Below are 22,856 nucleotides of genomic sequence, written 5' to 3' on the forward strand. Positions count from 1 at the left end.
GAGAAATGACGATGACGACCCAAAACCTCCTCGTAGAACTGTTTGTGGAAGAGCTGCCCCCCAAGGCGCTCCAGAAGCTGGGCGATGCCTTCGCCAACGTGCTGGGCGACCAGCTCAAGGCCCTGGGCCTCGCATCCGCCGCGTCCGTGGTCACGCCTTTCGCCTCGCCCCGCCGCCTGGCCGCGCATGTGACGGCCGTGGCCGACAAGGCGGCAGACAAGGCCGTGCAGCAAAAGCTCATGCCCGTGGCCGTGGGCCTGAACGCCGAAGGACAGGCCACGCCCGCGCTGCTGAAAAAGCTGCAGGCGCTGGGCGCCGATGTGTCCAACCCCGCCGCCGCCGTGGCGGCCTTGAAGCGCGCGCAGGATGGCAAGGCCGAAGCCCTGTTCTACGACAGCGTGGTGCCCGGCGCCACGCTGCAGGACGGCCTGCAGAAAGCGCTGCTCGAGTCCATCGCCAAACTGCCCATCCCCAAGGTGATGAGCTACCAGTTGGAGACCGACTGCGAGCTGCCCGGCTGGACCAGCGTGAACTTCGTGCGCCCTGCACACGGCCTGGTGGCGCTGCATGGCAGCACGGTGGTGCCGGTGAAGGCGCTGGGCCTCACGGCGGGCAACAGCACGCAAGGCCACCGCTTTGAAGCCGCCGTGTCGCCCGTGGTGCTGGCCGATGCCGACAGCTACGCCGCCACGCTGAAAAAAGACGGCGCCGTGATTGCATCCTTTGCCGAGCGCAAGGCCGAGATCGCCCGCCAGCTCGCCGCTGCCGCCGCAAAGGTGGGCAATGGCGCCCGCCCCATCGAAGACGAGGCCCTGCTCGACGAAGTGACCGCCCTGGTCGAGCGGCCCAATGTGGTCACCTGCTCATTCGAGACGGAGTTTCTCGACGTACCGCAGGAATGCCTCATCCTCACGATGAAGGCCAACCAGAAGTACTTTCCGCTGCTCGACGCCGCAGGCAAGCTGACCAACAAGTTCTTGGTGGTGAGCAACATCAGCCCCGAAGACACCAGCTTTGTGACCGGCGGCAACGAGCGCGTGGTGCGCCCGCGCCTGGCCGATGCGAAATTCTTCTTCGACCAGGACCGCAAGAAGACCCTGGCCTCGCGCGTCGAAGGCCTCGGCAAAGTGGTTTATCACAACAAGCTGGGCACGCAGGGCGAGCGCGTGGAGCGCGTGCGCGCCATTGCCAAGGCCATTGCAACGCAGCTGGGCGATGCCCAATTGGTGGCCGACGCCGACCTGGCCGCACAACTGGCCAAGACCGACCTCGTGACCGACATGGTGGGCGAGTTTCCTGAGCTGCAGGGCATCATGGGCGGCTATTACGCGCTCAATGACGGCCTGGGCGAGACGGTGGCGCACGCGATTGAAGACCACTACAAGCCGCGCTTTGCGGGCGATGCCCTGCCGCGCAACACCGCCGGTGTGGTGGTGGCGCTGGCCGACAAACTCGAAACCCTGGTGGGCATGTTCGGCATTGGCAACCTGCCCACAGGCGACCGCGACCCGTTTGCACTGCGCCGCCATGCGCTGGGCGTGATCCGCATGCTGGTCGAAAAAGACCTGCCGCTGGACTTGAGCGCGTTGCTGGCCGGTGCAGTGCCCGCGTTTGGCGACAAGATCACCGACGCCTCGGCGCAGCTTGCCGACTTCATCTATGACCGCCTCGCAGGCAGCCTGCGCGAGCAGGGCTACAGCGCGCAAGAGGTGGACGCCGTTTTGGCCCTGCGCCCGCAGCGCCTGGCCCTGGTCGAAAAACAACTCGCGGCAGTGCGCGCCTTTGCCGCGCTGCCCGAAAGCCCGGCCCTGGCCGCAGCCAACAAGCGCGTAGGCAATATCCTCAAGAAGGCCGAAGCCGAAGGCCCGGTAGATGCCCACGTCAACCCCGATCTGCTGCAAGAAAAGGCCGAGCAAGACCTCTACGCCGCGCTGCAGCGCTTTGTGCCCGAGGCCAATGCGCAGTTCGACGCGGGCGACTACACCGCCAGCCTGCAGACCCTGGCCGTGTTGCGCGCGCCGGTGGATGCGTTTTTTGACGACGTGATGGTCAATGCCGAGCAGATGGACCTGCGCCTCAATCGCCAGGGCCTGCTGAAAAGCCTGCACGAGGCCATGAACCGCGTGGCCGATCTGTCGCGTCTGGCGGTCTGACCCTGGTGCTGATAGGCTGGCGGTTCTCCCAAGGCAAAACCACCCTATGAAACTCGTCATCCTGGACCGCGACGGCACCCTCAATCCGCTGGGGGATGACTACGTCACCTCGGCCGACGAGTGGACGGCCCTGCCCGGTGCGCTCGAAGCCGTTGCGCGGCTCAACCATGCGGGCTGGCATGTGGTGGTGGCCACCAACCAGCCGGGGCTGGGCCGGGGCTTGTTCGACGTGGTGGCGCTCAACGCCATCCACACCAAGATGCACCGCCAGGTGGCCGCCGTGGGCGGGCGCATCGACGCCGTGTTCTATTGCCCCCACGCGGCCGACGAGGGCTGTGCCTGCCGCAAGCCCGCGCCCGGCCTGCTGGAGCAGATTGGCGACCGCTACGGCGTGGAGTGGAACGACATGCACGTGGTGGGCAGTTGCGAAGCCCATCTGCAAGCCGGTGCCGCGTTGGGCGCCCAGGTGCACCTGGTGTGCACGGGGCGCTCGGCCCTGGTGGTGCCGGGCGGGCCCCTGCCTGCCGGGCTGCCGCCAAGCACGCTGGTGCACGCCAGCCTGGACGATTTCGTGAACCAGTTGCTGCCCGTGGTGCAGGTGGCCGCAGCAGCGCCCGTGGCGCCCTTGCCGCTGGCGGGGCAGGGGCCTGGCGGAATCGTTCAGATTTAATGCTATATATTTAATAGCTGCCAGCGCTTGATTAATAAGCGCTAGTGGCCAAAAAGACTACAAAGATGGCTTTTCTCCGCTCTGTTCTTCACCTTCTCTGGATGTGCATCACCGTGGTGCCTTACGCGCTGACCATCATGCTCGGCACGCTGCTGGGGGTGCGGGGCCTGCCGCTGTACCGCATTGCGCGGGCGTGGCTGTCGCTGTGTATCAGCGGGGCGCGCGTGATCCTGGGCATCCGCGCCAACGTGATGGGCATGGAGAACCTGCCGCAGGGCGAAAACGCTGGGGCAGTGCTGTTGGTCAAGCACCAGTCTACGTACGAAACCTTTTTGATGCCTGCGATCATGCCGCACCCCCTGGCCTACGTGTTCAAGAAGGAGCTGCTGCACGTGCCGTTCTTCGGCTGGGCCATTGGTCGGCTGGACATGATCCACATCGACCGCAACCAGCGCACGCAGGCCTTCAACAAGGTGGTGCAGCAGGGCAAGGACCTGCTGGCCAAGGGCATCTGGATCATCATGTTCCCCGAGGGCACGCGCATCGAGCGCGGGCAAAAAGGCAACTACAAGACCGGCGGCACGCGCCTGGCCATCGACACCGGCGCGCCCGTGGTGCCCATCGCCGTCACGTCCGCCAAGGTCTGGCCGCGCAAGGCCTTCATCAAACGCCCCGGTGTGGTGGATGTGTCCATCGGCAAGCCCATTCCCACCGCAGGCCGCCAGCCCGACGAGCTGATGCGCGAGGTGGAGGCCTGGATCGAAGCCGAAATGCGCCGCCTGGACCCCGAGGCCTACCCTGCCGGGGCCGCAACCCAGGCTGTTTCCGAGCCTGCCTCTGACGAGTAGGCGCCTTCGTGATGCAGCGGCTTGTGCAACTGGCGCTGGACCTGTTCGACGCGCCAGCCGCGCCGCCCACAGCTCCCGTCCCCCTGGGCGGAGAATTCAAGCAAAAAGTGCCTCCAGCGCTGGAAGATAAAGCGCTAGAAGCTCCTAAAAAGATAGTGATTGAGCGGCCTGCAGCGCCTGCTGTGCCCCTGCCATCCCTGCTGTCCCCCGCCGAATTCCGCCACCCGCAGGCCAGCCGCGAATTGCTGCTGGGCGATGCCGTGGTGGCCTACGCGCTGCAGCGCGTGCGGCGCCGCAGCATCGGGTTCACTGTGGGTGCGGACGGCCTTTCGGTGCGTGCGCCGAGCTGGGTCACGCTGTCTGCGGTGGATGCCGCGCTGCGCGAAAAATCTGACTGGATCCTGCGCAAACTCAGCGAGACGCGCGAGCGCCAGCAGCGCATGGAGGGCGGCCGCATCGTCTGGGCCGACGGCGCCGTGTTGCCCTACCTGGGCGAACCCCTGACGGTGGTGCTGGACCCAAGCCACGGCTTCGCGGGCAAGGGCGGGGCGCTGGTGGCAGCGGCAGGACAGGAGCAGGGGCCCAGCCTGCACATTGGCCTGCCCCACAGCGCCAGCCCCGCGCAGATCCGCGACGCCGTGCAGGCCTGGCTGATGCGCGATGCGCGCCGCCACTTCACGGCCCGGCTCGACCATTTCGCACCGCTCTTGGGCGTGCGCTGGGCCAGCCTGCGCCTGTCGAGCGCCCAGACCCGCTGGGGCAGCGCCAAGGCCGACGGCTCCATCCGCCTGAACTGGCGCCTGCTGCACTACCGCCCGGCCATCATCGACTACGTGGTGGCCCACGAACTCGCCCACCTGCGCGTGATGGACCACAGCCCCCGCTTCTGGGACACCGTGGCCACGGTGGTGCCCGACTATGCGCAGTTGCGTAACCACTTGCGCGACGAACCGGCCCCTTTGTGGGACTGAAAGGACCTTGACGATGACCGAACCAACGATTTCCGCCGCCGAAGGCTACGCTGGCGACATCACGCCCCAGCAGGCCTGGCAATGGGTGCAGGCCGGCCAGGCCGTGCTGGTGGATGTGCGCACTGACGCCGAGCGCGACTGGGTGGGCCAGGTGCCGGGCGCCACGCCCGTGGCCTGGAAGCAGTGGCCGGGCATGGCCATGAATGCGGACTTTGATGCGCAGATGCGCGCCGCCGTGCCCGAAGGTGGGCGGGCCGTGCTGCTGTGCCGCAGCGGCGTGCGCTCCATCGCCGCCGCGCGCCGCGCCACCGAACTGGGCATCACCGCCTACAACATCCTCGAAGGCTTCGAAGGCGATGCCGATGCGCAGGGCCAGCGCGGCAAACGGGCCGGCTGGCGCTTTCATGGCCTGCCGTGGAAGCAGGGTTGAACTTAGATTGCTATTAAAAAAAGAGCTGTTAGCGCTTTATGGGTAAGCGCTAACAGCTCTTTTGTTGGAAGATCGCATTCTCATGCGTCTCATCAACCCGGACGCTTGAGCGGAGCCGCCCTTCGCCAGTGCACCCGTGGAACCGGCTTTGCCGGGCCACGGGGTGCGTCCCCCTGAGAGGGACGGCGCCGAAGGCGACTCAGGGGGCTACAGTGCAGGGATACGCAGCTTCTGGCCGGGGTAGATCTTGTCGGGGTGGCTCAGCATGGGCTTGTTGGCCTCGAAGATCACGGGGTACTTGTTGGCGTCGCCGTAGAACTTCTTGGCGATGGCGCTGAGCGTGTCGCCGCGCACCACGTCGTGGTACTGGGCTTCGGGTTCGGGGTTGGTGACGTCCATCAGGTTGTCGACGCTGGTGACGCTGGCCACATTGCCGCAGCACAGGGTGACTTTTTCTTTGGCGGCCTGCGTGGGCGCGGTGCCTCGCACGGTGACCTTGCCTTCGGGGCCTTCAAAAGCCACCTGCACGTTGGTGGCGCCCAGGTTCTGGGCGGTGATGTAGGTCTCGATGGCCTTGCCCGCCTTGGCGTTGAGTTCGTCTTGCGTGGGGGCTGCTGCCGAGCCGGCATGCGCATCCTTGCCGCCAAACAATTTTTCACCGGCTTCCTTGATGAAACTGAAAAGACCCATGTGGTACTCCTAATGTTGCAAAAACGGGAGCGGCCACTGTAGCGGCAAGGGGATGCCATGGCGTGTCAGACAGATACGCGAAAAGATTTTTCACATTGTTGCGGGGCGAAAGCCCTGACGCAGGTTGTCGCCGTGGGTGCAGAGCCGGGAGACAAAACTCGGGATAATCCGGCGCATGACTTTTCTGGCCATCGACGTCGGTAACACCCGTCTCAAATGGGCGTTGTACGACGCTCCCCGCCCTGGGGCCGCACTGCTGGCGCATGGCGCCGAGTTTCTGGAGCACATCGAGCGACTGGCCGAAGGCAGTTGGGCGTCGCTGCCCCACCCCGAGCGCATGCTGGGCTGCGTGGTGGCGGGCGACGCTGCCAAGCGCCGGGTGCAGGAGCAGATGGAGCTTTGGGATGTGGCGCCCTCGTGGGTGGTGTCTTCGGCGCAGGAGGCCGGGCTGGCCAACGGCTACGACCATCCCTCGCGCCTGGGCTCGGACCGCTGGGTGGCCATGATCGGCGCGCGCCACCATGTGCTGGCCCAAGGCCCCGCGCGGCCGCTGATCGTGGTGATGGTGGGCACGGCGGTTACGGTGGAATGCATCGACGCCGAGGGCCGCTTCATGGGCGGGCTCATCCTGCCCGGCCACGGCATCATGCTGCGTGCGCTGGAGACCGGCACCGCCGGCCTGCATGTGCCCACGGGCGAAGTGCGCCTGTTTCCTACCAACACCAGCGATGCGCTGACCAGCGGCGGCACCTACGCTATCGCGGGCGCGGTGGAGCGCATGTTCCAGCACCTGCTGCAGCACTGCGGCCAGGAGCCCGCCTGCATCATGACCGGCGGCGCAGGCTGGAAGATGGCGCCCAGCATGACGCGGCCTTTCGAGCTGGTGGACAACCTGATTTTTGACGGCCTGCTGGAGATTGCCTCGCGGCGCTTTGGCGGCTGAGGGTATGAGAGCGCTGCCGCTATGTCAGTGCGGCGCGGCTATCGAAGGCCACCGATCCGCAAAAACTGGCGCTGCCCAAACCAGGGACACCAAGCAAGGTCGCCCCGCAGCGCCTCAGGGGGATGAACCGAATTTATTCCTCTTCTAGCTCAGCCCGTGCCGTCTCCACATCCAGCCGCTCCATGGCATCCATGGGCTCGGCGGCGGCGGCTTTTTCATACAGCGCGGTGGCTTCCTTCATCTTCTTGTCGCCCTCCAGCATGACCAGGGCGTTGGCATGTTCGATCATGCCGATGGCCGAGCCGGGGTTGAGCTTGAGCGCTTCCTGAAACAGCTTGAGGCCCGTGTCCTTCTTGGCGCCGTAGGTCATGCCGCCGATCAGTGAGCCCACCTTGTCGATCACCTCGGCGTGGAATGCGCCCAGCGCAATGCGCGCGTCAGCGTGTTTGGGCGACAGGGCGATCGCCTTCTCCAGCGACTCTTTCACTCTGCCACCCAGCCCTTGGGCCAAGGCCTTCGCCACGCTGATGCCCTGGCTGTAGCGGCCCAGCGCGTAGGCGTGCCAGTACCAGGCGTTGGCGTTGTCAGGCTCGGTCGCCGCCTGGGCCTCGGCACGCTCGGCCACCTGGGTGAACAGGTCCAGGCGCGTCTTTTCCTTGGGTTCCAGGTAGTTGGCGTAGATGGAGGTGGCCTTGTTGGCCACGGTGATGCCCGCGCCGCCAGCCGCCAGGCCCGCTGCGGTGGCTTTCTCAAAATCGCCGTTGTGAAACAGTGCCCAGGCTTGCAGCACGGCAGCATCTTTGGGGCAGGGCTCGGCGTCACCGCCATGCAATCGCGCCCATTGCTTCTTGACGCTCGCGGCATCGAATTGGTAGTCGCCTGCGTGGGGGAAGGGGGTCCATTTGGCCATGGTGTGTGTCTCCGAAAGGTCTTGTGAGCGAGTGATGTTGTTGTGGCCTGGTCGTTGGCGGTGCGCAGTGGGTTGGGCGGGCGTCGTCAGCCTGGTGTGGTGGTTGCGTAGGCCCCCACCAACTGCAGCAGGTGGGCCCGCTGGCTGCTTTCGAGGTAAGGCATGAGCAAATTCAGCACATGGTGGGCGCCGCGCATCAGGGCGGCCTGGGCGCTTTCGGGCTCCAGCGCGCGGCGTGGGTCGCGCACGTATTCGAAGCTGAGCCAGTAGGTCAGCACCACGACCATGCTGGTGGCGGTGGCCTCCAGCTCGCGCGAGTCGATGTGCAGGGTTTCCGCGCGGCCCATGCCGTCAAGCATGGCGCGCACTGCGCGGGTCTTGTTCTTGAGGATGGCCTGGAAGTGCGTCTCCAGGCGCCGGTTCTTGGACAGCAGATCGTTGAGATCGCGGTACAGAAAACGGTACTGCCAGATCAGCTCGAACAGCGTGTGCATGAAGAACCACGCATCTTCCACGTTACGCACGCCATCGGCGGCGGCGAGCAGTTCGGTGAGCGAGTGCTCGTAGCGGTCGAACAGCGCGTTGATCAGCTCGTCTTTGGCGGGGTAGTGGTAGTAGAGATTGCCGGGGCTGATGCGCAGCTCGGCCGAAATCAGGGTGGTGGAGACGTTGGGTTCGCCGAACCGGTTGAACAGGTCCAGTGTCACTTCCAGAATGCGTTCTGCAGTGCGGCGTGGCGCTTTCTTCACCATGTGTGCAGGCCCTTCGCGTCGTTGTGCGTCGTTGTTTCGATGTCTCTGATGGCTACTCTAACCCACGCCGCGATGCTGCATTGCAGCATCGCGGCGGAATGCCCATGCCGCTGTGTACGGCGCTGGGCGCGGGTTTCACCAAAAAAAAGGAAAAGCGGCCGACGCGCAACTGCGCGTCGGCCGCTTTTGTCATGAGGGCAGAGAGCTACCCCTTGCGTGATCAGTCGGCCGAAGGAGTGCTGGCGCTGGTGTCAGCCGCTGGACGGGCTGCGGGCTTCTTGGCGGCTGCCTTCTTGGCAGGAGCCTTTGCAGAGGCCTTGGCGGCTGGCTTGGACGCGGCCTTGGCAGGGGCGGCCTTCTTGGCAACAGCCTTTTTCGCTGGAGCCTTGGCGGCGGGCTTGGCTGCAGCGGCTTTGGCGGGGGCTGCCTTGGCGCCCTTGGCCAGGGCGTCCACGCGGGCGCTCAGGGCTTCGAGGTCGCGGGCCGATGGAACACCCAGCTTGGACAGGGCCTTGGCCACGCGGTCTTCAAAGATGTTTTCGAGCTTGTCCCACTGGCCCTGGGCCTTGGAGCCGATGTCGCTGGCCATGGTGGTCACGCGGCTGGTGGCTTCGGTGATCTTTTCTTCGGCCACGGCCTGGGTCTTGCGCTGGATGGTCAGGCCTTCCTTGACCAGGGCTTCAAACACGCGGCCGCCTTCTTCTTGTGCCTTGGAGAAGGCGCCCAGGCCCGCCAGCCAGATTTGCTGGGCGGAGTCCTTGACGGTGCTGGACAGTTGGGCGTTGCTCTTCTTCTTGTCGGCGCTGAGTTTCTGCAGTTTCTTGACCATGGGGCCTCCGTTGTGCGGTTGGTTGGGTTTGCCGGGGCAGATTGCCTTCGACGCATGACCGCACTGTACGCCGCGCCGGGCGTAAGGTGTAGGCACGCGCTCCTAAAAATGTAGAGCGTGCCATCTAGCCGCCACAGGGTTCTGGCGCCTAGCATCTGCACGGGTTTCTGCTGAATCGGTGCGTGCAGGGCTTGGGCAAGAATGAAGATATCTCACAGGAGTTTTCCATGCAGTATTTCGTGACAGGGGCGACGGGGTTCATTGGCAAGCGGTTGGTCAAGAAGTTGCTCGAACGCAAGGGCACGGTGGTGCATTTCCTCATCCGCAAGGAGAGCGCGGACAAGGTGGCTGATCTGCGCAGCTATTGGGGCGTGGGTGCCACGCGCGCCGTTCCCGTGTTTGGCGATCTCACTGCGAAAAAGCTCGGTGTGGCGGCAGAAGACATCAAGAAGCTCAAGGGCCAGATCGACCACTTCTATCACCTGGCGGCGGTGTACGACCTGGGGGCCGACGAAGAGACCCAGGTGGCCGTGAACATCGAGGGCACGCGCAACACGGTGGACCTGGCCAAAGCCGTCGACGCCGGGCACTTCCACCACGTTTCGTCCATCGCGGCGGCAGGCCTGTATGAAGGCGTGTTCCGCGAGGACATGTTCGAGGAGGCCGAGGGCCTGGACCACCCCTACTTTCAGACCAAGCACGAAAGCGAAAAAATCGTGCGCCAGGACTGCAAGGTGCCTTGGACGGTGTACCGCCCCGCCATGGTGGTGGGCGACAGCACGACGGGCGAGATGGACAAGATCGACGGTCCTTACTATTTCTTCAAGCTCATCCAGCGCCTGCGCCAGCTGCTGCCGCCCTGGATGCCCACGGTGGGCCTGGAAGGCGGGCGCGTGAACATCGTGCCGGTGGACTTCGTGGTGAACGCGCTTAACGTGATCAGCCACCAGAAGGACATCAGCAAGAAGTGCTTCCATCTGGTGGACCCGGTGGGCTACCGCGTGGGCGACGTGCTGGACATCTTCAGCCGCGCAGCCCATGCGCCGCGCATGAACCTGTTCGTCAACGCCGCGCTGCTGGGCTTCATCCCCAAGGGCATCAAGAAGAGCCTGATGGCCATGGCGCCGGTGCGCCGTGTGCGCAACGCCATCATGAAGGACCTGGGCCTGCCCGAGGACATGCTGACCTTCGTGAACTACCCCACGCGCTTCGATTGCCGCGAGACGCTGGCGGCGCTCAAGGGCTCGGGTGTGGCCTGCCCCAACCTCAAGGACTACGCTTGGCGCCTGTGGGATTATTGGGAACGCAACCTGGACCCTGAGTTGTTCATCGACCGCAGCCTCAAGGGCACGGTAACGGGCAAGGTGGTGCTGATCACCGGGGGCTCGTCCGGCATCGGCCTGGCGGCCGCCCACAAGTTTGCAGAGGCGGGTGCCACCACCATCATCTGCGGGCGTGACCAGGACAAGCTGGACGAGGCCTGTGCTGAGGCCAAGGCCAAGGGCTATGCGTTCATCGCGTATTCGGCCGACATTGCCGACATGGCCGATTGCGACCGCTTCGTGCAACTGCTCATCGACAACCATGGCGGCGTGGATTTCCTCATCAACAACGCAGGCCGCTCCATCCGTCGCGCCATCGAGTCGAGCTACGACCGCTTCCACGACTACGAGCGCACCATGCAGCTCAACTACTTTGGCTGCCTGCGCGTGACCATGGGCTTTTTGCCCGGCATGGTGGAAAAGCGCAAGGGCCATGTGGTCAACATCAGCTCCATCGGCGTGCTGACCAACGCGCCGCGCTTTTCGGCCTATGTGGCCAGCAAAGCGGCGCTGGACGCCTGGACGCGCTGTGCATCGAGCGAGTTCGCCGACCAGGGCATCACCTTCACCACCATCAACATGCCGCTGGTGCGCACGCCGATGATTGCGCCCACCAAGATCTACAACAACGTGCCCACATTGAGCCCCGAGGAGGCTGCCGACATGATCGCGCAGGCCTGCATCTTCAAGCCCGTGCGCATCGCCACGCGCCTGGGCATCACCGGCCAGTTGTTGCATGCGCTGGTGCCGCGCGTGGCGCAGATCACGATGAACACCAGCTTTCGCATGTTCCCGGATTCCACCGCCGCCAAGGGGGACAAGAGTGGCAAGCCGCAGTTGTCGGCCGAGGCGGTGGCGCTGCAGCAGATGATGCGCGGCATCCACTTCTGATGAGACAGGGGCGCGCCTGGCTGTTGAAAACGGCCAGGACGCCGTGACCGGGGCGGGTGGGATAATCGCAAGCTTTGCCGCAAGGCATTTCTAACGGCCCACCCTATGATTCTGGTTACTGGCGGCGCGGGTTTCATCGGCGCCAACTTTGTTCTTGACTGGCTTGCTGCGTCCAGCGAGCCCGTCATCAACCTCGACAAGCTCACCTACGCGGGCAATCTGCACAACCTGGACGGCATCCAGGGTGATGCACGGCACACCTTTGTGCAGGGCGATATTGGCGACACCGCTCTGATCGCCCGTCTGCTGGCCGAGCACCAACCCCGTGCGGTGGTCAACTTCGCGGCCGAATCGCATGTGGACCGCTCTATCCACGGGCCCGAGGACTTCATCCAGACCAACATCGTCGGCTCCTTTCGGCTGTTGGAGGCTGTGCGCGCCTACTGGACTGCGCTGCCCGATGGGGATCGCGAAGCCTTCCGCTTCCTGCACGTGTCTACCGACGAGGTGTATGGCTCGCTTTCGCCCACCGACCCGGCCTTCGTCGAGACCCGCAGCTTTGAGCCCAACAGCCCCTACAGCGCCAGCAAGGCCGCCAGCGACCACCTGGTGCGCGCCTGGCACCACACCTATGGCCTGCCGGTGCTCACCACCAACTGCAGCAACAACTACGGGCCTTACCACTTCCCCGAGAAGTTGATCCCGCTGATGATCGTCAACGCACTGGCCGGGAAGAATTTGCCTGTATATGGCGACGGCATGCAGGTACGCGACTGGCTCTACGTGAAGGACCACTGCAGCGCCATCCGCCGCGTGCTGGAGGCGGGTGCCCCCGGCCAGACCTACAACGTGGGCGGCTGGAACGAAAAGCCCAACATCGAGATCGTCAGCATGGTCTGCAGCCTGCTCGACGAACTGCGCCCGCGCGCCGACGGCCAGAGCTACCGCACCCAGATCACCTACGTGAAAGACCGGCCGGGCCACGACCGCCGCTACGCGATCGACGCTCGCAAGATCGAACGCGAGCTGGGCTGGAAGCCTGCCGAAACCTTCGACACCGGCATCCGCAAGACCGTGCAGTGGTACCTGGACCATGCCGACTGGGTGGCCAGCGTGCAGACGGGTGCTTACCGGGATTGGGTGCAGACCCAGTACGCGCAAGAGCCTGCAGCCACTGCGAGCGCCAGCGCATGAACATCTTGCTCTTCGGCAAGGGCGGCCAGGTTGGCTGGGAGCTGCAGCGCAGCCTGTCGGTGCTTGGCTCCGTGACGGCGCTGGACTTTGACAGCACCGAGCATTGTGGTGATTTCTCTAACCCGGCTGGCGTGGCCGAAACCGTGCGCACCCTGCGCCCCGACGTCATCGTCAATGCCGCAGCCCACACCGCCGTGGATAAGGCCGAGAGCGAAGCCGACTTCGCGCGCACCCTGAACGCCACCACCCCCGGCGCCATCGCGCAAGAGGCGGCGCGGCTGGGCGCCTGGCTGGTGCACTACAGCACCGACTACGTGTTCGACGGCAGCGGTAGCCGCCCCTGGGTGGAGACCGACACGCCCGCGCCGCTGAGCGTGTATGGCCGCACCAAACTCGAAGGCGAGCAGCTCATTGCACAGTCCGGCGCCAAGCACCTGATCTTGCGCACGAGCTGGGTCTATGCCGCACGCGGCGGCAACTTTGCCAAGACCATGCTGCGCTTGGCCCAGGAGCGCGAGCGCCTGACCGTGATCGACGACCAGTGGGGCGCGCCGACCGGCGCCGACCTGCTGGCCGACGTGACGGCCCACGCGCTGCGCCACCTGCAGCAGCGCCCGCAGGATGCCGGCCTGTACCACTGTGTGGCGGCCGGTGAAACAACCTGGAATGCGTATGCAAAATACGTGTTTGCGCAGGCCCGGATTGCGCAACCTGCTATAGAAATAAAAGCAAAAGAGGTGGCGCCCGTCCCCACAAGCGCTTTCCCCACGCCAGCGGTGCGCCCGCACAACTCGCGTCTGAACACCCAGAAGCTGCAGACCACCTTTGGCCTTCAAATGCCGCACTGGCAGGCTGGGGTGGCGCGCATGCTGGCTGAAATTCTCTGAACGGCACCCAGACCATGACGCAACGCAAAGGCATCATCCTTGCCGGGGGCTCCGGCACCCGGCTGCACCCGGCCACCCTGGCCATCAGCAAACAACTGCTGCCGGTGTACGACAAACCGATGATCTACTACCCGCTGAGCACCTTGATGCTGGCGGGTATCCGCGACATCCTTGTCATCAGCACTCCGCAGGATACCCCGCGTTTTGAGCAACTGCTGGGCGATGGCAGCCAGTGGGGCATTCGGCTGGAATATGCAGTCCAGCCCAGCCCCGATGGCTTGGCACAGGCATTCCTCATCGGCGAGCAATTCCTGGGGGACGCGCCCAGCGCGCTGGTGTTGGGCGACAACATCTTCTACGGCCATGATTTTCACGAACTGCTGGGCCACGCGATGGTGCGCTCCGAGGGCGCCAGCGTGTTCGCCTACCATGTGCAAGACCCAGAGCGCTACGGCGTAGCCGAATTTGATGCGCGCGGAAAAGTGCTCTCGCTGGAGGAGAAGCCCCAGTCACCCAAGTCCAGCTATGCCGTGACGGGGTTGTATTTCTATGACAACCAGGTGGTCGAGCTGGCACGCGGGCTCAAGCCCTCGGCCCGGGGTGAGTATGAGATCACCGATCTCAATCGCCTGTACCTGGAGCAAGGCCAGCTCAACGTGGAGATCATGGGGCGCGGCTATGCCTGGCTGGATACCGGCACCCACGAAAGCCTGCTTGAGGCTGGGCAATTTATCGCCACGCTGGAGCATCGCCAGGGCCTGAAGATTGCGTGCCCCGAAGAGATTGCCTGGCGCCATCAGTGGATCGATGCTGCGCAACTGGAGCGCATTGCCCAGCCCCTCATCAAAAGCGGCTATGGGCAGTATTTGTTGCGTCTGCTCAAAGAAAAGGTCTATTGATACCCATGAAAGTCACACCGTTAGCCATCCCGGACGTCCTTCTCATCGAGCCCAAGGTGTTTGGTGATTCGCGAGGTTTCTTTTACGAGAGCTTCAACCAGCGGGCGTTCAATGAAGCCACTGGTACCAACCATCAGTTCGTGCAGGACAACCACAGCCGCAGCGCCAAAGGCGTTTTGCGGGGCTTGCACTATCAGATCCAGCAACCCCAGGGAAAACTGGTACGCGTGGTGAAGGGGGCTGTGTTCGATGTGGCGGTGGATCTGCGCAAAAGCTCACCGACTTTTGGCCAATGGGTCGGCGAAGAACTGAGCGAGGAGAATCGTCGCCAGTTGTGGGTGCCGCCGGGGTTTGCTCATGGGTTTTTGGTACTGAGTGACGTGGCTGAGTTTTTGTATAAGACCACTGATTACTACGCACCGGCCTATGAGCGCTGCATTGCGTGGAACGATCCGGACCTGGCAATTGACTGGCGCTTCGCCATTTCGGAGCCCTCATTGTCGGCCAAAGATGCAGCTGGGGCTCGGCTTACACAAGCCGAGCTCTTTGAGTGATGCTCTGCGGCGTCTCAATGTAGGCCTTGGACGGCCTCGTAGAGTTCTGAGGATCCGAATTTCGTGTTTTGCGGATCCAGAGAAAACAGGTTCTGATCGCGTGGCACGCGCTTACCTTGCCAGTAAGGCTCCAGGAAGAATGAAACGAATTCAGCGCCCCGCTGGGCGTGTTGGTCCAGCACCTTCTTCAGTTCTGCTGTCGAGAGGGCCTTGAGAGGATGAAACTCAGTGACGCCATAGCCTCGATGCGTCGTTGTGTTGTACCAAGCCGGGAAGTCCGGGCCATAAGTTGCATCCCCATACAAGCTCACGCCAAGCCGGATATTGGTAGTGTTGCGAAGTGATGCGTCAATGGCGAATTTTTGCGCATCCCAGCTTGGGTTTGCGAAAGGAATAATTTGGTGGGTATAACGTGGCGTTTTGGTCAAGCAAGATTGGCCGACAACGTCGTCAAAGAACCGTAGATAGGCCAGCACCTGCTGACCCCGAAATGCATGCCATAGTGGGACTAGCGGGTTGTAATAGTAGGATGAGCGATCCGCTGGGGTGTCGATATAGGCTTGTACGCTGTCGTCTGCCGGAACATGGTCGGGCAGCGGATGTTGCGGCATGGGGGCCGGAGTTTTTTGCCCTCGATCCATGATGGCAATTTGTCGCGTGCCCAGTGCAATCAGTTGGTCCGGCGCGCGCTCCAAAAATATGTCAATCCGGTGCAGACCTGTTGGCAGGCGCCTAAAGTCCATATCCAGTCGCCATCCGGTGTTGGCGTTGCCAAATTCCGGCTTCGCATCTAGGACATCCTGGCGGCCTTTGTTGGCCGCAGTCTTTCCGATAAAAATGCCGTTGCGGTAAACGTGAATCCAGGCGGGGCTGGCTGCTGCATCACGTTGAGGGACAAAAGCCCATCCGGTAATCGGCAGGCTGCCGTGGGCATACGAATCGACATGCTCGAAGTAGCTCGTCAGTGGTTCGACCCGGATGTCGCGCGATGGCGGCTGAACATCTTCAAAGGATGCAAATTGCGCACCCAGCACACGGTTGAGTTGGTCGATGTTTCCAAACTGGGTTTTTAGATACTTGTGAAATCCTTCAATGGAGGAAGGGCTGTAGTCCGTCACGCGGTAGGGCGGATTGAAGCCCATGCCCCCTTCAAAATTCGGGAACAAATGGTGCAACTCTCCTAGCAGTGTTACCCCACGTACTTTGGACAGGTCATGTGAAGGCAATTTGCACAACTCTTCGAGCAACGCTTGGCCTGCTTGCAAGCGCCGGGCGGTGATGTCCGTTTGTGTGGTTGCAAAAGTCCATGGATAGACTGGCTCTCCATAGTACGAGCTGATCGGCAGCTGTCCGTCTCGGGTCTTTGCCAGATTGTCTGGGTTGCGGGCCAACGCCTCCTCAATGGGCGCCTGTGCAGAAAAATGGGTGGAAAAGAGGTACAAAATTAACGGTCGCTCGGTGTCGCGCACCGTTCGTACAACGCGCCGGATCCGCTCTGCGTCAATGACCCAGTCTGCGCCCTGCGCTCGGAACAGCTGTAGCAGCGGCACTGGCAGCGTGTATCCCATAGGAAATGGAGAGCGGGTGTGAGGCGAAGGCTGTAGCTGGGTCAGCGTTGCCTCCACAAGGGCTGCAGCAGAGCCTTGAGGTCCTGTGCATCGTTGTTCAAGCGAGTCGGACACAGGCGGCTCGGTGGCGTTGGCCTCAGGTCTCAAAATGCAGGTGTCAATTGCACCCACCATGGGGGCTAGCATCATCGGCCCTGGAGGTTTTGTGGATGGAGGGACCCGTTGGTGAAACCAGGCGGCCCCAGCAATACCTGCGATGACGACACCACAGATTGCCGCTGCGATGGCGAGTGTCGTGGCTTTATGGGAAATTGCGTGCATGGCTCAATGGATTGTGAGTGGGTGGACTGTACGCGAAGGTAGTGTGGGGACGCGTCAACTGGTCGCTTTTGGCGGCGCCCATTGGGGCACTGGCCGCCGTCAATTCGCTCCGGTTTCAGGGGCCGGGCTACACTCTTGCCCATTCATTGCAGCCCGCTGGCTTTATTGCCCAGTTGGTTTGTTTTCAGACCATCATGACCACACAAACATTGATTTCCTCAGCCGTTCTGCAGGGCGCTGAAGCCTTGGCTCAGCCGAAATTGGGCGAGCTGCTGGTACAAACTGGCAAGCTCAGCGCCCGCGATCTTGAGCGGGCGCTCTCTGCCCAGCAGGAAATGGGCGGCATGCTCGGACGGGTTCTGGTTCGGCTGGGGCTAGTCTCGGACATCGATGTTGCGAGGGCGCTTTCTAGTCAGTTGAATGTGGATTTGGTGACGGCAGATGGCTTTCCTGACCTCATGCCAGAAGTGGAGGGGTTGCTGCCAGAGTTTCTTCATGCCAATGCTGTTTTCCCACTCCGCTTGGACGGGCGGGAGCTTCATGTGGCGATGACGGTGCCCCAAGACCCTTTCGTGGCGAAAGCATTGCGCCTTGCTACGGGCTGCATCGTTCGTCCGCACTTGGCCCTGGAGGGGGACATCGAAAAGGCTCTGGCAGAGCCGGTGGAGGAGGCTCCGGAAGATGAGGGCGGTTTTGGCGATGGTCTTGACGGTGGAGACTTTATCGAGCACCTCAAAGACTTGGCCAGCGAGGCGCCGGTGATTCGTCTAGTCAACACTATCATTGGCCGCGTGACCGACTTGAGGGCTTCCGATATTCATCTCGAGCCGTTCGACGACGGCCTGCACGTACGCTATCGCGTGGATGGTGTCATTCATATGGGTGAGTTGGTGCCTCCTCGTCTGTCCGCTGCCGTGAGTTCACGCGTTAAGCTGCTGGCCCATCTGGACATTGCCGAGCGCCGGTTGCCTCAAGACGGGCGCATCAAGACGCGAGTGAAAGGGCGAGAGCTGGACCTGCGGGTTTCCACTGTGCCTACCGTTCATGGCGAAAGCGTGGTGATGCGCGTGCTTGACCGCGCTAGCGTGCGGCTGAATCTGGATACCATGGGTTTTGAGCAGGACACGTTGGCCCGCTTTAATACGTTGCTGGCGCGGCCTCACGGAATCCTGCTTGTCACAGGTCCCACTGGCTCTGGTAAAACCACCACGCTGTATGCAGCACTGTCTAAGATCGATGCGCAGGCGAATAAGATCATTACCGTGGAAGATCCGGTGGAATACCAACTGGAGGGCATCAACCAGATCCAGGTGCATCCACAAATCAACCTCACCTTTGCCAACGCATTGCGCTCCATCCTGCGCCAGGATCCTGACATCATCATGATCGGTGAGATGCGGGATGGTGAGACAGCGCAAATTGCCGTGCAATCCGCTCTTACGGGCCATCTTGTGCTCTCCACGCTCCACACAAACACAGCGGCTGGTGCCGTGATCCGTATGCAGGACATGGGGGTGGAGAGTTACCTCATTACCTCTTCTGTCAATGGCGTGTTGGCGCAGCGCTTGGTGCGAACGCTATGCGGGCATTGCAAGCAGGCCTATGAGCCGGGGGCCGAGTTGCGTCAGAGCACGGGGTTGGCTCGCTTCTGCCCGGCGGACCGACCTGTGTATCAAGCAGTGGGTTGCGAGCACTGTCGGCAATCAGGTTACCGGGGGCGCACGGGCATTCATGAGCTTTTGGTGCTGGATGAGCCTATGCGTCGTGCCATCATTGAGGGCCGCGATGCTAATACGCTCAATGCCCTTGCGGCCAGATCCGGAATGTTGAGTCTTTTCGAAGATGGCATGCGCAAAGTTGCGGCAGGCATTACTACGCTGGATGAGCTCGCCCGCGTGACGCAGGATCAGTCCGATGCCTGATTTTGTTTGGAGGGCCGCCTCGGCGGCAGGCAAGATCGAAGAGGGGCAGTTATCAGCATCTAGTAGCACGGCTGCGCTCAAGCAGTTGCGAGCGCAAGGGTTGACGCCGCTACGCATTGAAGAGGCCGCCACTGCCGCATTTGCTGGGACGACGCCCGGGCAATCGAGCGCTGCGGCTGTAGCGCAGCCCAGATCGCGCGCGTCCAAAGGACCGGTGACCTCTGCGGATGTGCTTGCCATAACCTCAGAGCTTGCCATCATGCTGCGTGCCGGCTTGGCGTTGGACAACGCCCTTCGGGTGTTGATCGATATGAGTCACAAGCCTAGCCTGACGGCATTGATGCAGGGTGTTCTCGATGCGGTCAAGGGTGGTACCCCTCTGAGCCGCGCGCTCACCGCGCGCCGCGACCTGTTCGGGGATTTCTACATCAACATGGTGCGTTCGGGTGAGGTCAGCGGCCAGATGTCCGCTGTGTTAGATCGACTGGTAGAGCACATGGAGCGCCAGCGTGCGCTGCGCGACAGTGTTGTATCTGCCACTATCTATCCGGCCATTCTGTTGGGAGTCGCTGTGCTCTCTTTGATCGCAATGCTGGGCTTCGTGGTGCCTCAGTTTGAGAAGCTCTTTACCGATATGGGCGATGCGTTGCCGTTGCCTACGCGCCTGGTCATGATCATGGGGCAGGCATTCAAGCAGTATGGCTTGGTGTTGGGCGTGTTGACGGCTGTGGGCGTGATGCTGCTGCTTCGATGGTTCAAATCACCCGCTGGCCGCCAGTGGTGGCAGACCAGGTTGCTGCGCCTGCCGCTGGTGGGGCGGCTCGCGCTCAAGTACCAGCTCACGTTGTTTTCTCGGTCGCTTGGAACGTTGCTTGGTAACGGGGTTCCGATGCTCACGGCACTTCACATCGCCACGGAGACAGTGGGAAACACCGTGCTTCAGCAGTCACTGGCACGCGTCGCGCCTATTGTGAAAGAGGGTGGAAAAATGGTTCAAGCCATTTCGGCGGCAGGCATTTTTGAACCTCTTGCCATCAACCTCATCCGAGTAGGGGAGGAGACGGGGCGCGTTGGACACATGATGCTGGAGTTGTCCAATATATTGAACCGAGAGGTGGAGACCGGCATCAAACGGTTGCTCACCTTGGTCGAGCCGATCCTCATCCTGGTGCTTGGTGTGCTTATTGCCGCCATAATCGTTTCCATTTTGCTTGGTATCCTTTCCATTAATGACCTCGCCGTATAATTTTCGTTTGCCCAAGGAAGTTGCTCTCATGGTGAGTACTCGCACACGCCGGCGCGCACGCGGCTTCACTTTGATCGAATTGTTGGTGGTGCTTGCCATCCTGACCTTGCTTGCGGGCTTGGTGGGCCCCCGCGTGCTTGGCCAATTGGGCGGCGCCAAGTCAAAGACGGCAGCTGTGCAAATTGCCGATCTCGATAAATCCCTTGAATTGTTCAAGCTCGATGTGGGGCGCTATCCATCTACGGAAGAAGGTTTGGATGCACTGGTCAAGAAGCCAGGCAGTGTGAATGGATGGAACGGTCCTTACCTCAAGGGCGGACTGCCCTCGGACCCTTGGGGGCATCCATATCGCTATGCCAGTTCTGGCAAAGGCATTGAAATCACTTCCTTGGGGGCAGACGGTGCACCCGGTGGCGAGGGGGAGAACGCTGACGTCCGCAACACTCCCTGACCGATTTGTCGGTCGGGCAGGTTTTATGCGGGACGAGCGCGGTTTCACGCTGATCGAACTGCTGGTTGTGTTCGCGATTTTGGCCGTGGTGGTGGGGCTTGTGCCCATGGCCTATGAGCGTGGGCGCGAGGCGTCGCAATATCGTGACACCGTGCGTGGCGTTATGAGTCAATTGCGTTCTGCACGTCTTTTGGCAATGGCTGAAGGCCGAGAGACTCGCTTTACGCTTGATTTGCGCAACCGCCGATACGGGGTGGATGGAGCGCCTGCGAAAGAGCTTCCAGAGCCGCTGCAATTGCGCGTAACAGTTGCGGACCGCGAGATCGATGCAGACGGGCAAGCCTCCATCCGCTTTCTCCCTTCTGGTGGCGCCACAGGCGGCAGCATTGAGGTACTGCGTGCGCCTGGATCCGGAACGAGACTGCGTGTGGACTGGTTCTCTGGCCGTGTCTCTCAAGAGCCGCTGCTGCCATGAAGGTGCGCCAAGCGCAGCGCGGGCTTACTTTGTTGGAGTTATTGGTGGCTTTTGCCATCATGGCTCTTTCGCTGGGCATGATCTATCGCATCATGGGCGGCAACGTGCGTAGTGCCGGAGAGCTTGAAGCGCGTCAGCGTGCTGCTGTTCTTGCGCAATCGCTACTGGCCTTGCGAGATACCGTGCCCGAGGGTGGTTTGGCGCAGTCGGGGGAAAGTGGCGGCTATCGGTGGAGTATGCAAAGTGCGCCTTATGGCACGGGTGTCTCGGGCCCGTCGGTTACACCGCTGCATGAACTCACCATCGTTGTCGCGTGGGAGGGCGGAGGGCTGAGTCGTCGCTTTGAACTCGCCACGTTGCGACCTCAGCGCAAACCCTCTCCAGGGGTGCGTAGATGACCAGCAACACCCATCCGGCCTCATGGCGCGGCTTTACATTGGTCGAATTGCTGATTGTCCTGGTTTTGCTATCGCTGATCAGCCTAGCCCTTGTCTCGGCCATTCGTACTGCGGCGCAGACCGAAGAGCGTGTTGATGCTCGCCTTGAGCGGGTGGATGATCTGAGGCTCGCCAATGATTTTTTGCGTGCCGTATTGGGGCGCATCTCTGCGCAAAAACGGCCAGGTATTCTTGAGCCGGAAAGCAGCCAATACTATTTTCTAGGAACCACGTCGGAAGTCCGGTGGGTCGGCGTTATGCCCGCTCGCTACGGAGCGGGGGGACGATATCATTTTCGCCTCCATTTGGCGGATGACGATACGCTTGCGTTGCAGTACTTGCCATGGTTGGACTCTCCTACGCAGCCCAACTGGTCTGCGGCGTCCAGTACACCTTTGGCCTTGGGAGTGACGGGGCTCTCTTTGCAATATGAAGACGCTTCCGATGAGCCGGTGCAGTGGGGGGCGCCCTGGCGAGTCCCGGAGCGCATGCCTGCACGCATCTCCATCAACGTGACTACCGTGAATGGCGCTTGGCCCGAACTGGTAGTGCCGTTGCGCGTTTTGCCCGCCAGCGATGAGCGCCTCAGGGGACCGGTGTTCGGAGGGTCCGTATGATCAGGTATTGCGCGCTCGCTGAGAATTCGTATCCGCGCCAGGCAGGGATGGCGCTCATCGCCGTGCTGTGGATGGTGGCATTTCTCAGTATCGTTGCTACCAGCCTTACCCGCTCGATTCGGCTTGAAACCCGCTCGGCTGCGTTGGTGTGGCGGCAAACGGAAGCCATGGCCTTGGGCGATGGCGCCATCCAGATTGCATTGCAGGCGATCGCCTCTATGCCGCAGCCGTTGAATCAGATGAGCCAGACGAACATCACGTATCGGGGAGTCGCCATGCAAGTCCAGGCGATGCCGCTTAATGGTCTTGTGGACATCAATGCGGCCGGGCCTACTTTACTGGAAAAAACCTTTGTGGTGGCTGGCGGTTTGTCGGTGCAGGATGCTCAAGTGGCAGGGCAGGCCGTTGTCGAGATGCGCCAGCGCCGCGATTCTCAGGGGCGTATGCAGCGATTCGAAGCCGAAGAAGACCTCTTGCAGGTGCCAGGGATCGGGTATGACCTCTATGCTAGACTTGCCCCGCTTTTGACAGCAGATTTGCGCGGCTCAGGCCGTATCAACCCGCTGGCAGCACCTGTTGAGGTGCTCGCTGTCTTGAGCGGGGGAAATCTGGCCCAGGCGATTCAGATCGCTGCTAGCCGTGATGCGGGCGCCGTCGGTGTGGATACATCGTCGCTGGACGGCAGTCTGATTGACAACGCTGTTTCGCGCACTATGCGCTTGCGTGCTCGTGTTCCCATGGCAGACGGAACCGTGGTGTATGTTTCGCGCAGCGTTGACCTCGCGGCGCGGACCACTGATGGCATGCCCTGGCACACCTTTCGAACTTCAACGAGCGTCGAGCCGCTGCCTCTCAATAAGTAACCCTGATCACCGT

At 62.2% G+C, this 22,856-nt stretch carries 23 protein-coding genes; 18 read left to right on the forward strand and 5 right to left on the reverse strand.

The window, feature by feature from the left end:
• Positions 1–11 precede the first annotated feature (11 nt).
• The 5 genes from glyS to Q0105_RS19325 all read left to right on the forward strand — a co-directional run bounded on the left by glyS (position 12) and on the right by Q0105_RS19325 (position 5,072).
• Complete coding sequence (glyS, locus tag Q0105_RS19305) at positions 12–2,153, forward strand: glycine--tRNA ligase subunit beta (RefSeq protein ID WP_298214104.1); 2,142 nt, start codon at positions 12–14, stop codon at positions 2,151–2,153.
• Between the two features lie 46 nt (positions 2,154–2,199).
• Positions 2,200–2,823: a D-glycero-beta-D-manno-heptose 1,7-bisphosphate 7-phosphatase gene (gmhB, locus tag Q0105_RS19310; RefSeq protein ID WP_298214106.1), complete on the forward strand. Its 624-nt coding sequence runs from the start codon at positions 2,200–2,202 to the stop codon at positions 2,821–2,823.
• A gap of 65 nt (positions 2,824–2,888) precedes the next feature.
• Positions 2,889–3,671, forward strand: a complete 783-nt coding sequence (locus Q0105_RS19315; RefSeq protein ID WP_298214108.1) for a lysophospholipid acyltransferase family protein — start codon at positions 2,889–2,891, stop codon at positions 3,669–3,671.
• Positions 3,672–3,682: 11 nt separating this feature from the next.
• Positions 3,683–4,642, forward strand: coding sequence for a SprT family zinc-dependent metalloprotease (locus Q0105_RS19320; RefSeq protein WP_298214110.1), 960 nt, complete (start codon positions 3,683–3,685; stop codon positions 4,640–4,642).
• A gap of 13 nt (positions 4,643–4,655) precedes the next feature.
• The gene (locus tag Q0105_RS19325) at positions 4,656–5,072 is read left to right on the forward strand and encodes a rhodanese-like domain-containing protein (RefSeq protein ID WP_298214113.1); all 417 of its coding nucleotides are present in this window, start codon (positions 4,656–4,658) and stop codon (positions 5,070–5,072) included.
• Between the two features lie 207 nt (positions 5,073–5,279).
• On the opposite strand, the gene lysM is transcribed toward Q0105_RS19325, so the two are convergent.
• Positions 5,280–5,762 carry a peptidoglycan-binding protein LysM gene (gene lysM, locus Q0105_RS19330; RefSeq protein ID WP_298214116.1) on the reverse strand — a complete coding sequence of 161 codons (483 nt, stop codon included), beginning with the start codon at positions 5,760–5,762 and terminating at the stop codon, positions 5,280–5,282.
• 175 nt (positions 5,763–5,937) lie between these two features.
• Between lysM and Q0105_RS19335 the strand changes: the two genes are divergently transcribed.
• Positions 5,938–6,705, forward strand: coding sequence for a type III pantothenate kinase (locus tag Q0105_RS19335; protein WP_298214118.1), 768 nt, complete (start codon positions 5,938–5,940; stop codon positions 6,703–6,705).
• Between the two features lie 133 nt (positions 6,706–6,838).
• On the opposite strand, the gene Q0105_RS19340 is transcribed toward Q0105_RS19335, so the two are convergent.
• The 3 genes from Q0105_RS19340 to Q0105_RS19350 all read right to left on the reverse strand — a co-directional run bounded on the left by Q0105_RS19340 (position 6,839) and on the right by Q0105_RS19350 (position 9,196).
• Entirely contained in the window at positions 6,839–7,615 is a 777-nt protein-coding gene (locus tag Q0105_RS19340; protein ID WP_298214121.1) for a hypothetical protein, read from the reverse strand.
• An 86-nt stretch (positions 7,616–7,701) separates the two neighbouring features.
• Complete coding sequence (locus Q0105_RS19345; protein ID WP_298214123.1) at positions 7,702–8,367, reverse strand: TetR/AcrR family transcriptional regulator; 666 nt, start codon at positions 8,365–8,367, stop codon at positions 7,702–7,704.
• Positions 8,368–8,587: 220 nt separating this feature from the next.
• Positions 8,588–9,196, reverse strand: coding sequence for a phasin family protein (locus Q0105_RS19350; RefSeq protein ID WP_298214125.1), 609 nt, complete (start codon positions 9,194–9,196; stop codon positions 8,588–8,590).
• 227 nt (positions 9,197–9,423) lie between these two features.
• On the opposite strand from Q0105_RS19350, the gene Q0105_RS19355 reads away from it, so the two are divergent.
• From Q0105_RS19355 to rfbC, 5 genes are all read left to right on the forward strand, one after another.
• Positions 9,424–11,409 (forward strand): SDR family oxidoreductase, encoded by a 1,986-nt coding sequence (locus Q0105_RS19355; RefSeq protein ID WP_298214127.1) that lies wholly within the window; start codon positions 9,424–9,426, stop codon positions 11,407–11,409.
• 105 nt (positions 11,410–11,514) lie between these two features.
• Positions 11,515–12,603, forward strand: coding sequence for a dTDP-glucose 4,6-dehydratase (gene rfbB / locus Q0105_RS19360; protein WP_298214129.1), 1,089 nt, complete (start codon positions 11,515–11,517; stop codon positions 12,601–12,603).
• A complete protein-coding gene (gene rfbD, locus Q0105_RS19365) occupies positions 12,600–13,490 on the forward strand; it encodes a dTDP-4-dehydrorhamnose reductase (protein ID WP_298214131.1) in 891 nt (296 codons plus the stop codon). Before rfbB ends, rfbD begins: the two co-directional genes overlap by 4 nt.
• 14 nt (positions 13,491–13,504) lie before the next feature.
• Positions 13,505–14,389, forward strand: a complete 885-nt coding sequence (rfbA, locus tag Q0105_RS19370; protein WP_298214133.1) for a glucose-1-phosphate thymidylyltransferase RfbA — start codon at positions 13,505–13,507, stop codon at positions 14,387–14,389.
• Between the two features lie 5 nt (positions 14,390–14,394).
• Positions 14,395–14,943 (forward strand): dTDP-4-dehydrorhamnose 3,5-epimerase, encoded by a 549-nt coding sequence (gene rfbC, locus Q0105_RS19375; RefSeq protein WP_298214135.1) that lies wholly within the window; start codon positions 14,395–14,397, stop codon positions 14,941–14,943.
• A gap of 14 nt (positions 14,944–14,957) precedes the next feature.
• Here rfbC and Q0105_RS19380 read toward each other — a convergent pair whose 3' ends face one another.
• Positions 14,958–16,832 carry a beta-galactosidase gene (locus Q0105_RS19380; protein WP_298214137.1) on the reverse strand — a complete coding sequence of 625 codons (1,875 nt, stop codon included), beginning with the start codon at positions 16,830–16,832 and terminating at the stop codon, positions 14,958–14,960.
• Positions 16,833–17,026: 194 nt separating this feature from the next.
• On the opposite strand from Q0105_RS19380, the gene Q0105_RS19385 reads away from it, so the two are divergent.
• Genes Q0105_RS19385 through Q0105_RS19415 form a run of 7 tightly spaced genes read left to right on the forward strand, consistent with a single transcriptional unit; the run spans position 17,027 to position 22,843 of the window.
• Positions 17,027–18,754, forward strand: a complete 1,728-nt coding sequence (locus Q0105_RS19385) for an ATPase, T2SS/T4P/T4SS family (protein ID WP_298214139.1) — start codon at positions 17,027–17,029, stop codon at positions 18,752–18,754.
• Entirely contained in the window at positions 18,747–20,000 is a 1,254-nt protein-coding gene (locus Q0105_RS19390; protein ID WP_298214141.1) for a type II secretion system F family protein, read from the forward strand. Before Q0105_RS19385 ends, Q0105_RS19390 begins: the two co-directional genes overlap by 8 nt.
• A 28-nt stretch (positions 20,001–20,028) precedes the next feature.
• A complete protein-coding gene (gspG, locus tag Q0105_RS19395; RefSeq protein ID WP_298214143.1) occupies positions 20,029–20,451 on the forward strand; it encodes a type II secretion system major pseudopilin GspG in 423 nt (140 codons plus the stop codon).
• 25 nt (positions 20,452–20,476) lie between these two features.
• Positions 20,477–20,926 (forward strand): type II secretion system protein, encoded by a 450-nt coding sequence (locus Q0105_RS19400; RefSeq protein ID WP_298214145.1) that lies wholly within the window; start codon positions 20,477–20,479, stop codon positions 20,924–20,926.
• Positions 20,923–21,324 (forward strand): type II secretion system protein, encoded by a 402-nt coding sequence (locus Q0105_RS19405; RefSeq protein WP_298214147.1) that lies wholly within the window; start codon positions 20,923–20,925, stop codon positions 21,322–21,324. The genes Q0105_RS19400 and Q0105_RS19405 overlap by 4 nt, the downstream gene beginning before the upstream one ends.
• Positions 21,321–21,980 carry a prepilin-type N-terminal cleavage/methylation domain-containing protein gene (locus Q0105_RS19410; protein WP_298214149.1) on the forward strand — a complete coding sequence of 220 codons (660 nt, stop codon included), beginning with the start codon at positions 21,321–21,323 and terminating at the stop codon, positions 21,978–21,980. Before Q0105_RS19405 ends, Q0105_RS19410 begins: the two co-directional genes overlap by 4 nt.
• 47 nt (positions 21,981–22,027) lie before the next feature.
• Positions 22,028–22,843, forward strand: coding sequence for a type II secretion system protein GspK (locus tag Q0105_RS19415; protein WP_298214151.1), 816 nt, complete (start codon positions 22,028–22,030; stop codon positions 22,841–22,843).
• Positions 22,844–22,856 lie beyond the last annotated feature (13 nt).

Source organism: Acidovorax sp., assembly GCF_027492855.1.
Classification (GTDB): domain Bacteria; phylum Pseudomonadota; class Gammaproteobacteria; order Burkholderiales; family Burkholderiaceae_C; genus Acidovorax.

Coding starts and splice junctions, on each gene's coding strand:
- Q0105_RS19380 (WP_298214137.1), bottom strand. CDS start 16,832: ATGCACGCAATTTCCCATAAAGCCACGACACTCGCCATCGCAGCGGCA.
- glyS (WP_298214104.1), top strand. CDS start 12: ATGACGACCCAAAACCTCCTCGTAGAACTGTTTGTGGAAGAGCTGCCC.
- rfbB (WP_298214129.1), top strand. CDS start 11,515: ATGATTCTGGTTACTGGCGGCGCGGGTTTCATCGGCGCCAACTTTGTT.
- Q0105_RS19315 (WP_298214108.1), top strand. CDS start 2,889: ATGGCTTTTCTCCGCTCTGTTCTTCACCTTCTCTGGATGTGCATCACC.
- Q0105_RS19350 (WP_298214125.1), bottom strand. CDS start 9,196: ATGGTCAAGAAACTGCAGAAACTCAGCGCCGACAAGAAGAAGAGCAAC.
- Q0105_RS19405 (WP_298214147.1), top strand. CDS start 20,923: ATGAAGGTGCGCCAAGCGCAGCGCGGGCTTACTTTGTTGGAGTTATTG.
- rfbA (WP_298214133.1), top strand. CDS start 13,505: ATGACGCAACGCAAAGGCATCATCCTTGCCGGGGGCTCCGGCACCCGG.
- Q0105_RS19335 (WP_298214118.1), top strand. CDS start 5,938: ATGACTTTTCTGGCCATCGACGTCGGTAACACCCGTCTCAAATGGGCG.
- lysM (WP_298214116.1), bottom strand. CDS start 5,762: ATGGGTCTTTTCAGTTTCATCAAGGAAGCCGGTGAAAAATTGTTTGGC.
- gmhB (WP_298214106.1), top strand. CDS start 2,200: ATGAAACTCGTCATCCTGGACCGCGACGGCACCCTCAATCCGCTGGGG.
- Q0105_RS19355 (WP_298214127.1), top strand. CDS start 9,424: ATGCAGTATTTCGTGACAGGGGCGACGGGGTTCATTGGCAAGCGGTTG.
- gspG (WP_298214143.1), top strand. CDS start 20,029: ATGGTGAGTACTCGCACACGCCGGCGCGCACGCGGCTTCACTTTGATC.
- Q0105_RS19400 (WP_298214145.1), top strand. CDS start 20,477: ATGCGGGACGAGCGCGGTTTCACGCTGATCGAACTGCTGGTTGTGTTC.
- Q0105_RS19325 (WP_298214113.1), top strand. CDS start 4,656: ATGACCGAACCAACGATTTCCGCCGCCGAAGGCTACGCTGGCGACATC.
- Q0105_RS19320 (WP_298214110.1), top strand. CDS start 3,683: ATGCAGCGGCTTGTGCAACTGGCGCTGGACCTGTTCGACGCGCCAGCC.
- Q0105_RS19410 (WP_298214149.1), top strand. CDS start 21,321: ATGACCAGCAACACCCATCCGGCCTCATGGCGCGGCTTTACATTGGTC.
- Q0105_RS19345 (WP_298214123.1), bottom strand. CDS start 8,367: ATGGTGAAGAAAGCGCCACGCCGCACTGCAGAACGCATTCTGGAAGTG.
- rfbC (WP_298214135.1), top strand. CDS start 14,395: ATGAAAGTCACACCGTTAGCCATCCCGGACGTCCTTCTCATCGAGCCC.
- Q0105_RS19415 (WP_298214151.1), top strand. CDS start 22,028: ATGGCGCTCATCGCCGTGCTGTGGATGGTGGCATTTCTCAGTATCGTT.
- Q0105_RS19385 (WP_298214139.1), top strand. CDS start 17,027: ATGACCACACAAACATTGATTTCCTCAGCCGTTCTGCAGGGCGCTGAA.
- Q0105_RS19390 (WP_298214141.1), top strand. CDS start 18,747: ATGCCTGATTTTGTTTGGAGGGCCGCCTCGGCGGCAGGCAAGATCGAA.
- Q0105_RS19340 (WP_298214121.1), bottom strand. CDS start 7,615: ATGGCCAAATGGACCCCCTTCCCCCACGCAGGCGACTACCAATTCGAT.
- rfbD (WP_298214131.1), top strand. CDS start 12,600: ATGAACATCTTGCTCTTCGGCAAGGGCGGCCAGGTTGGCTGGGAGCTG.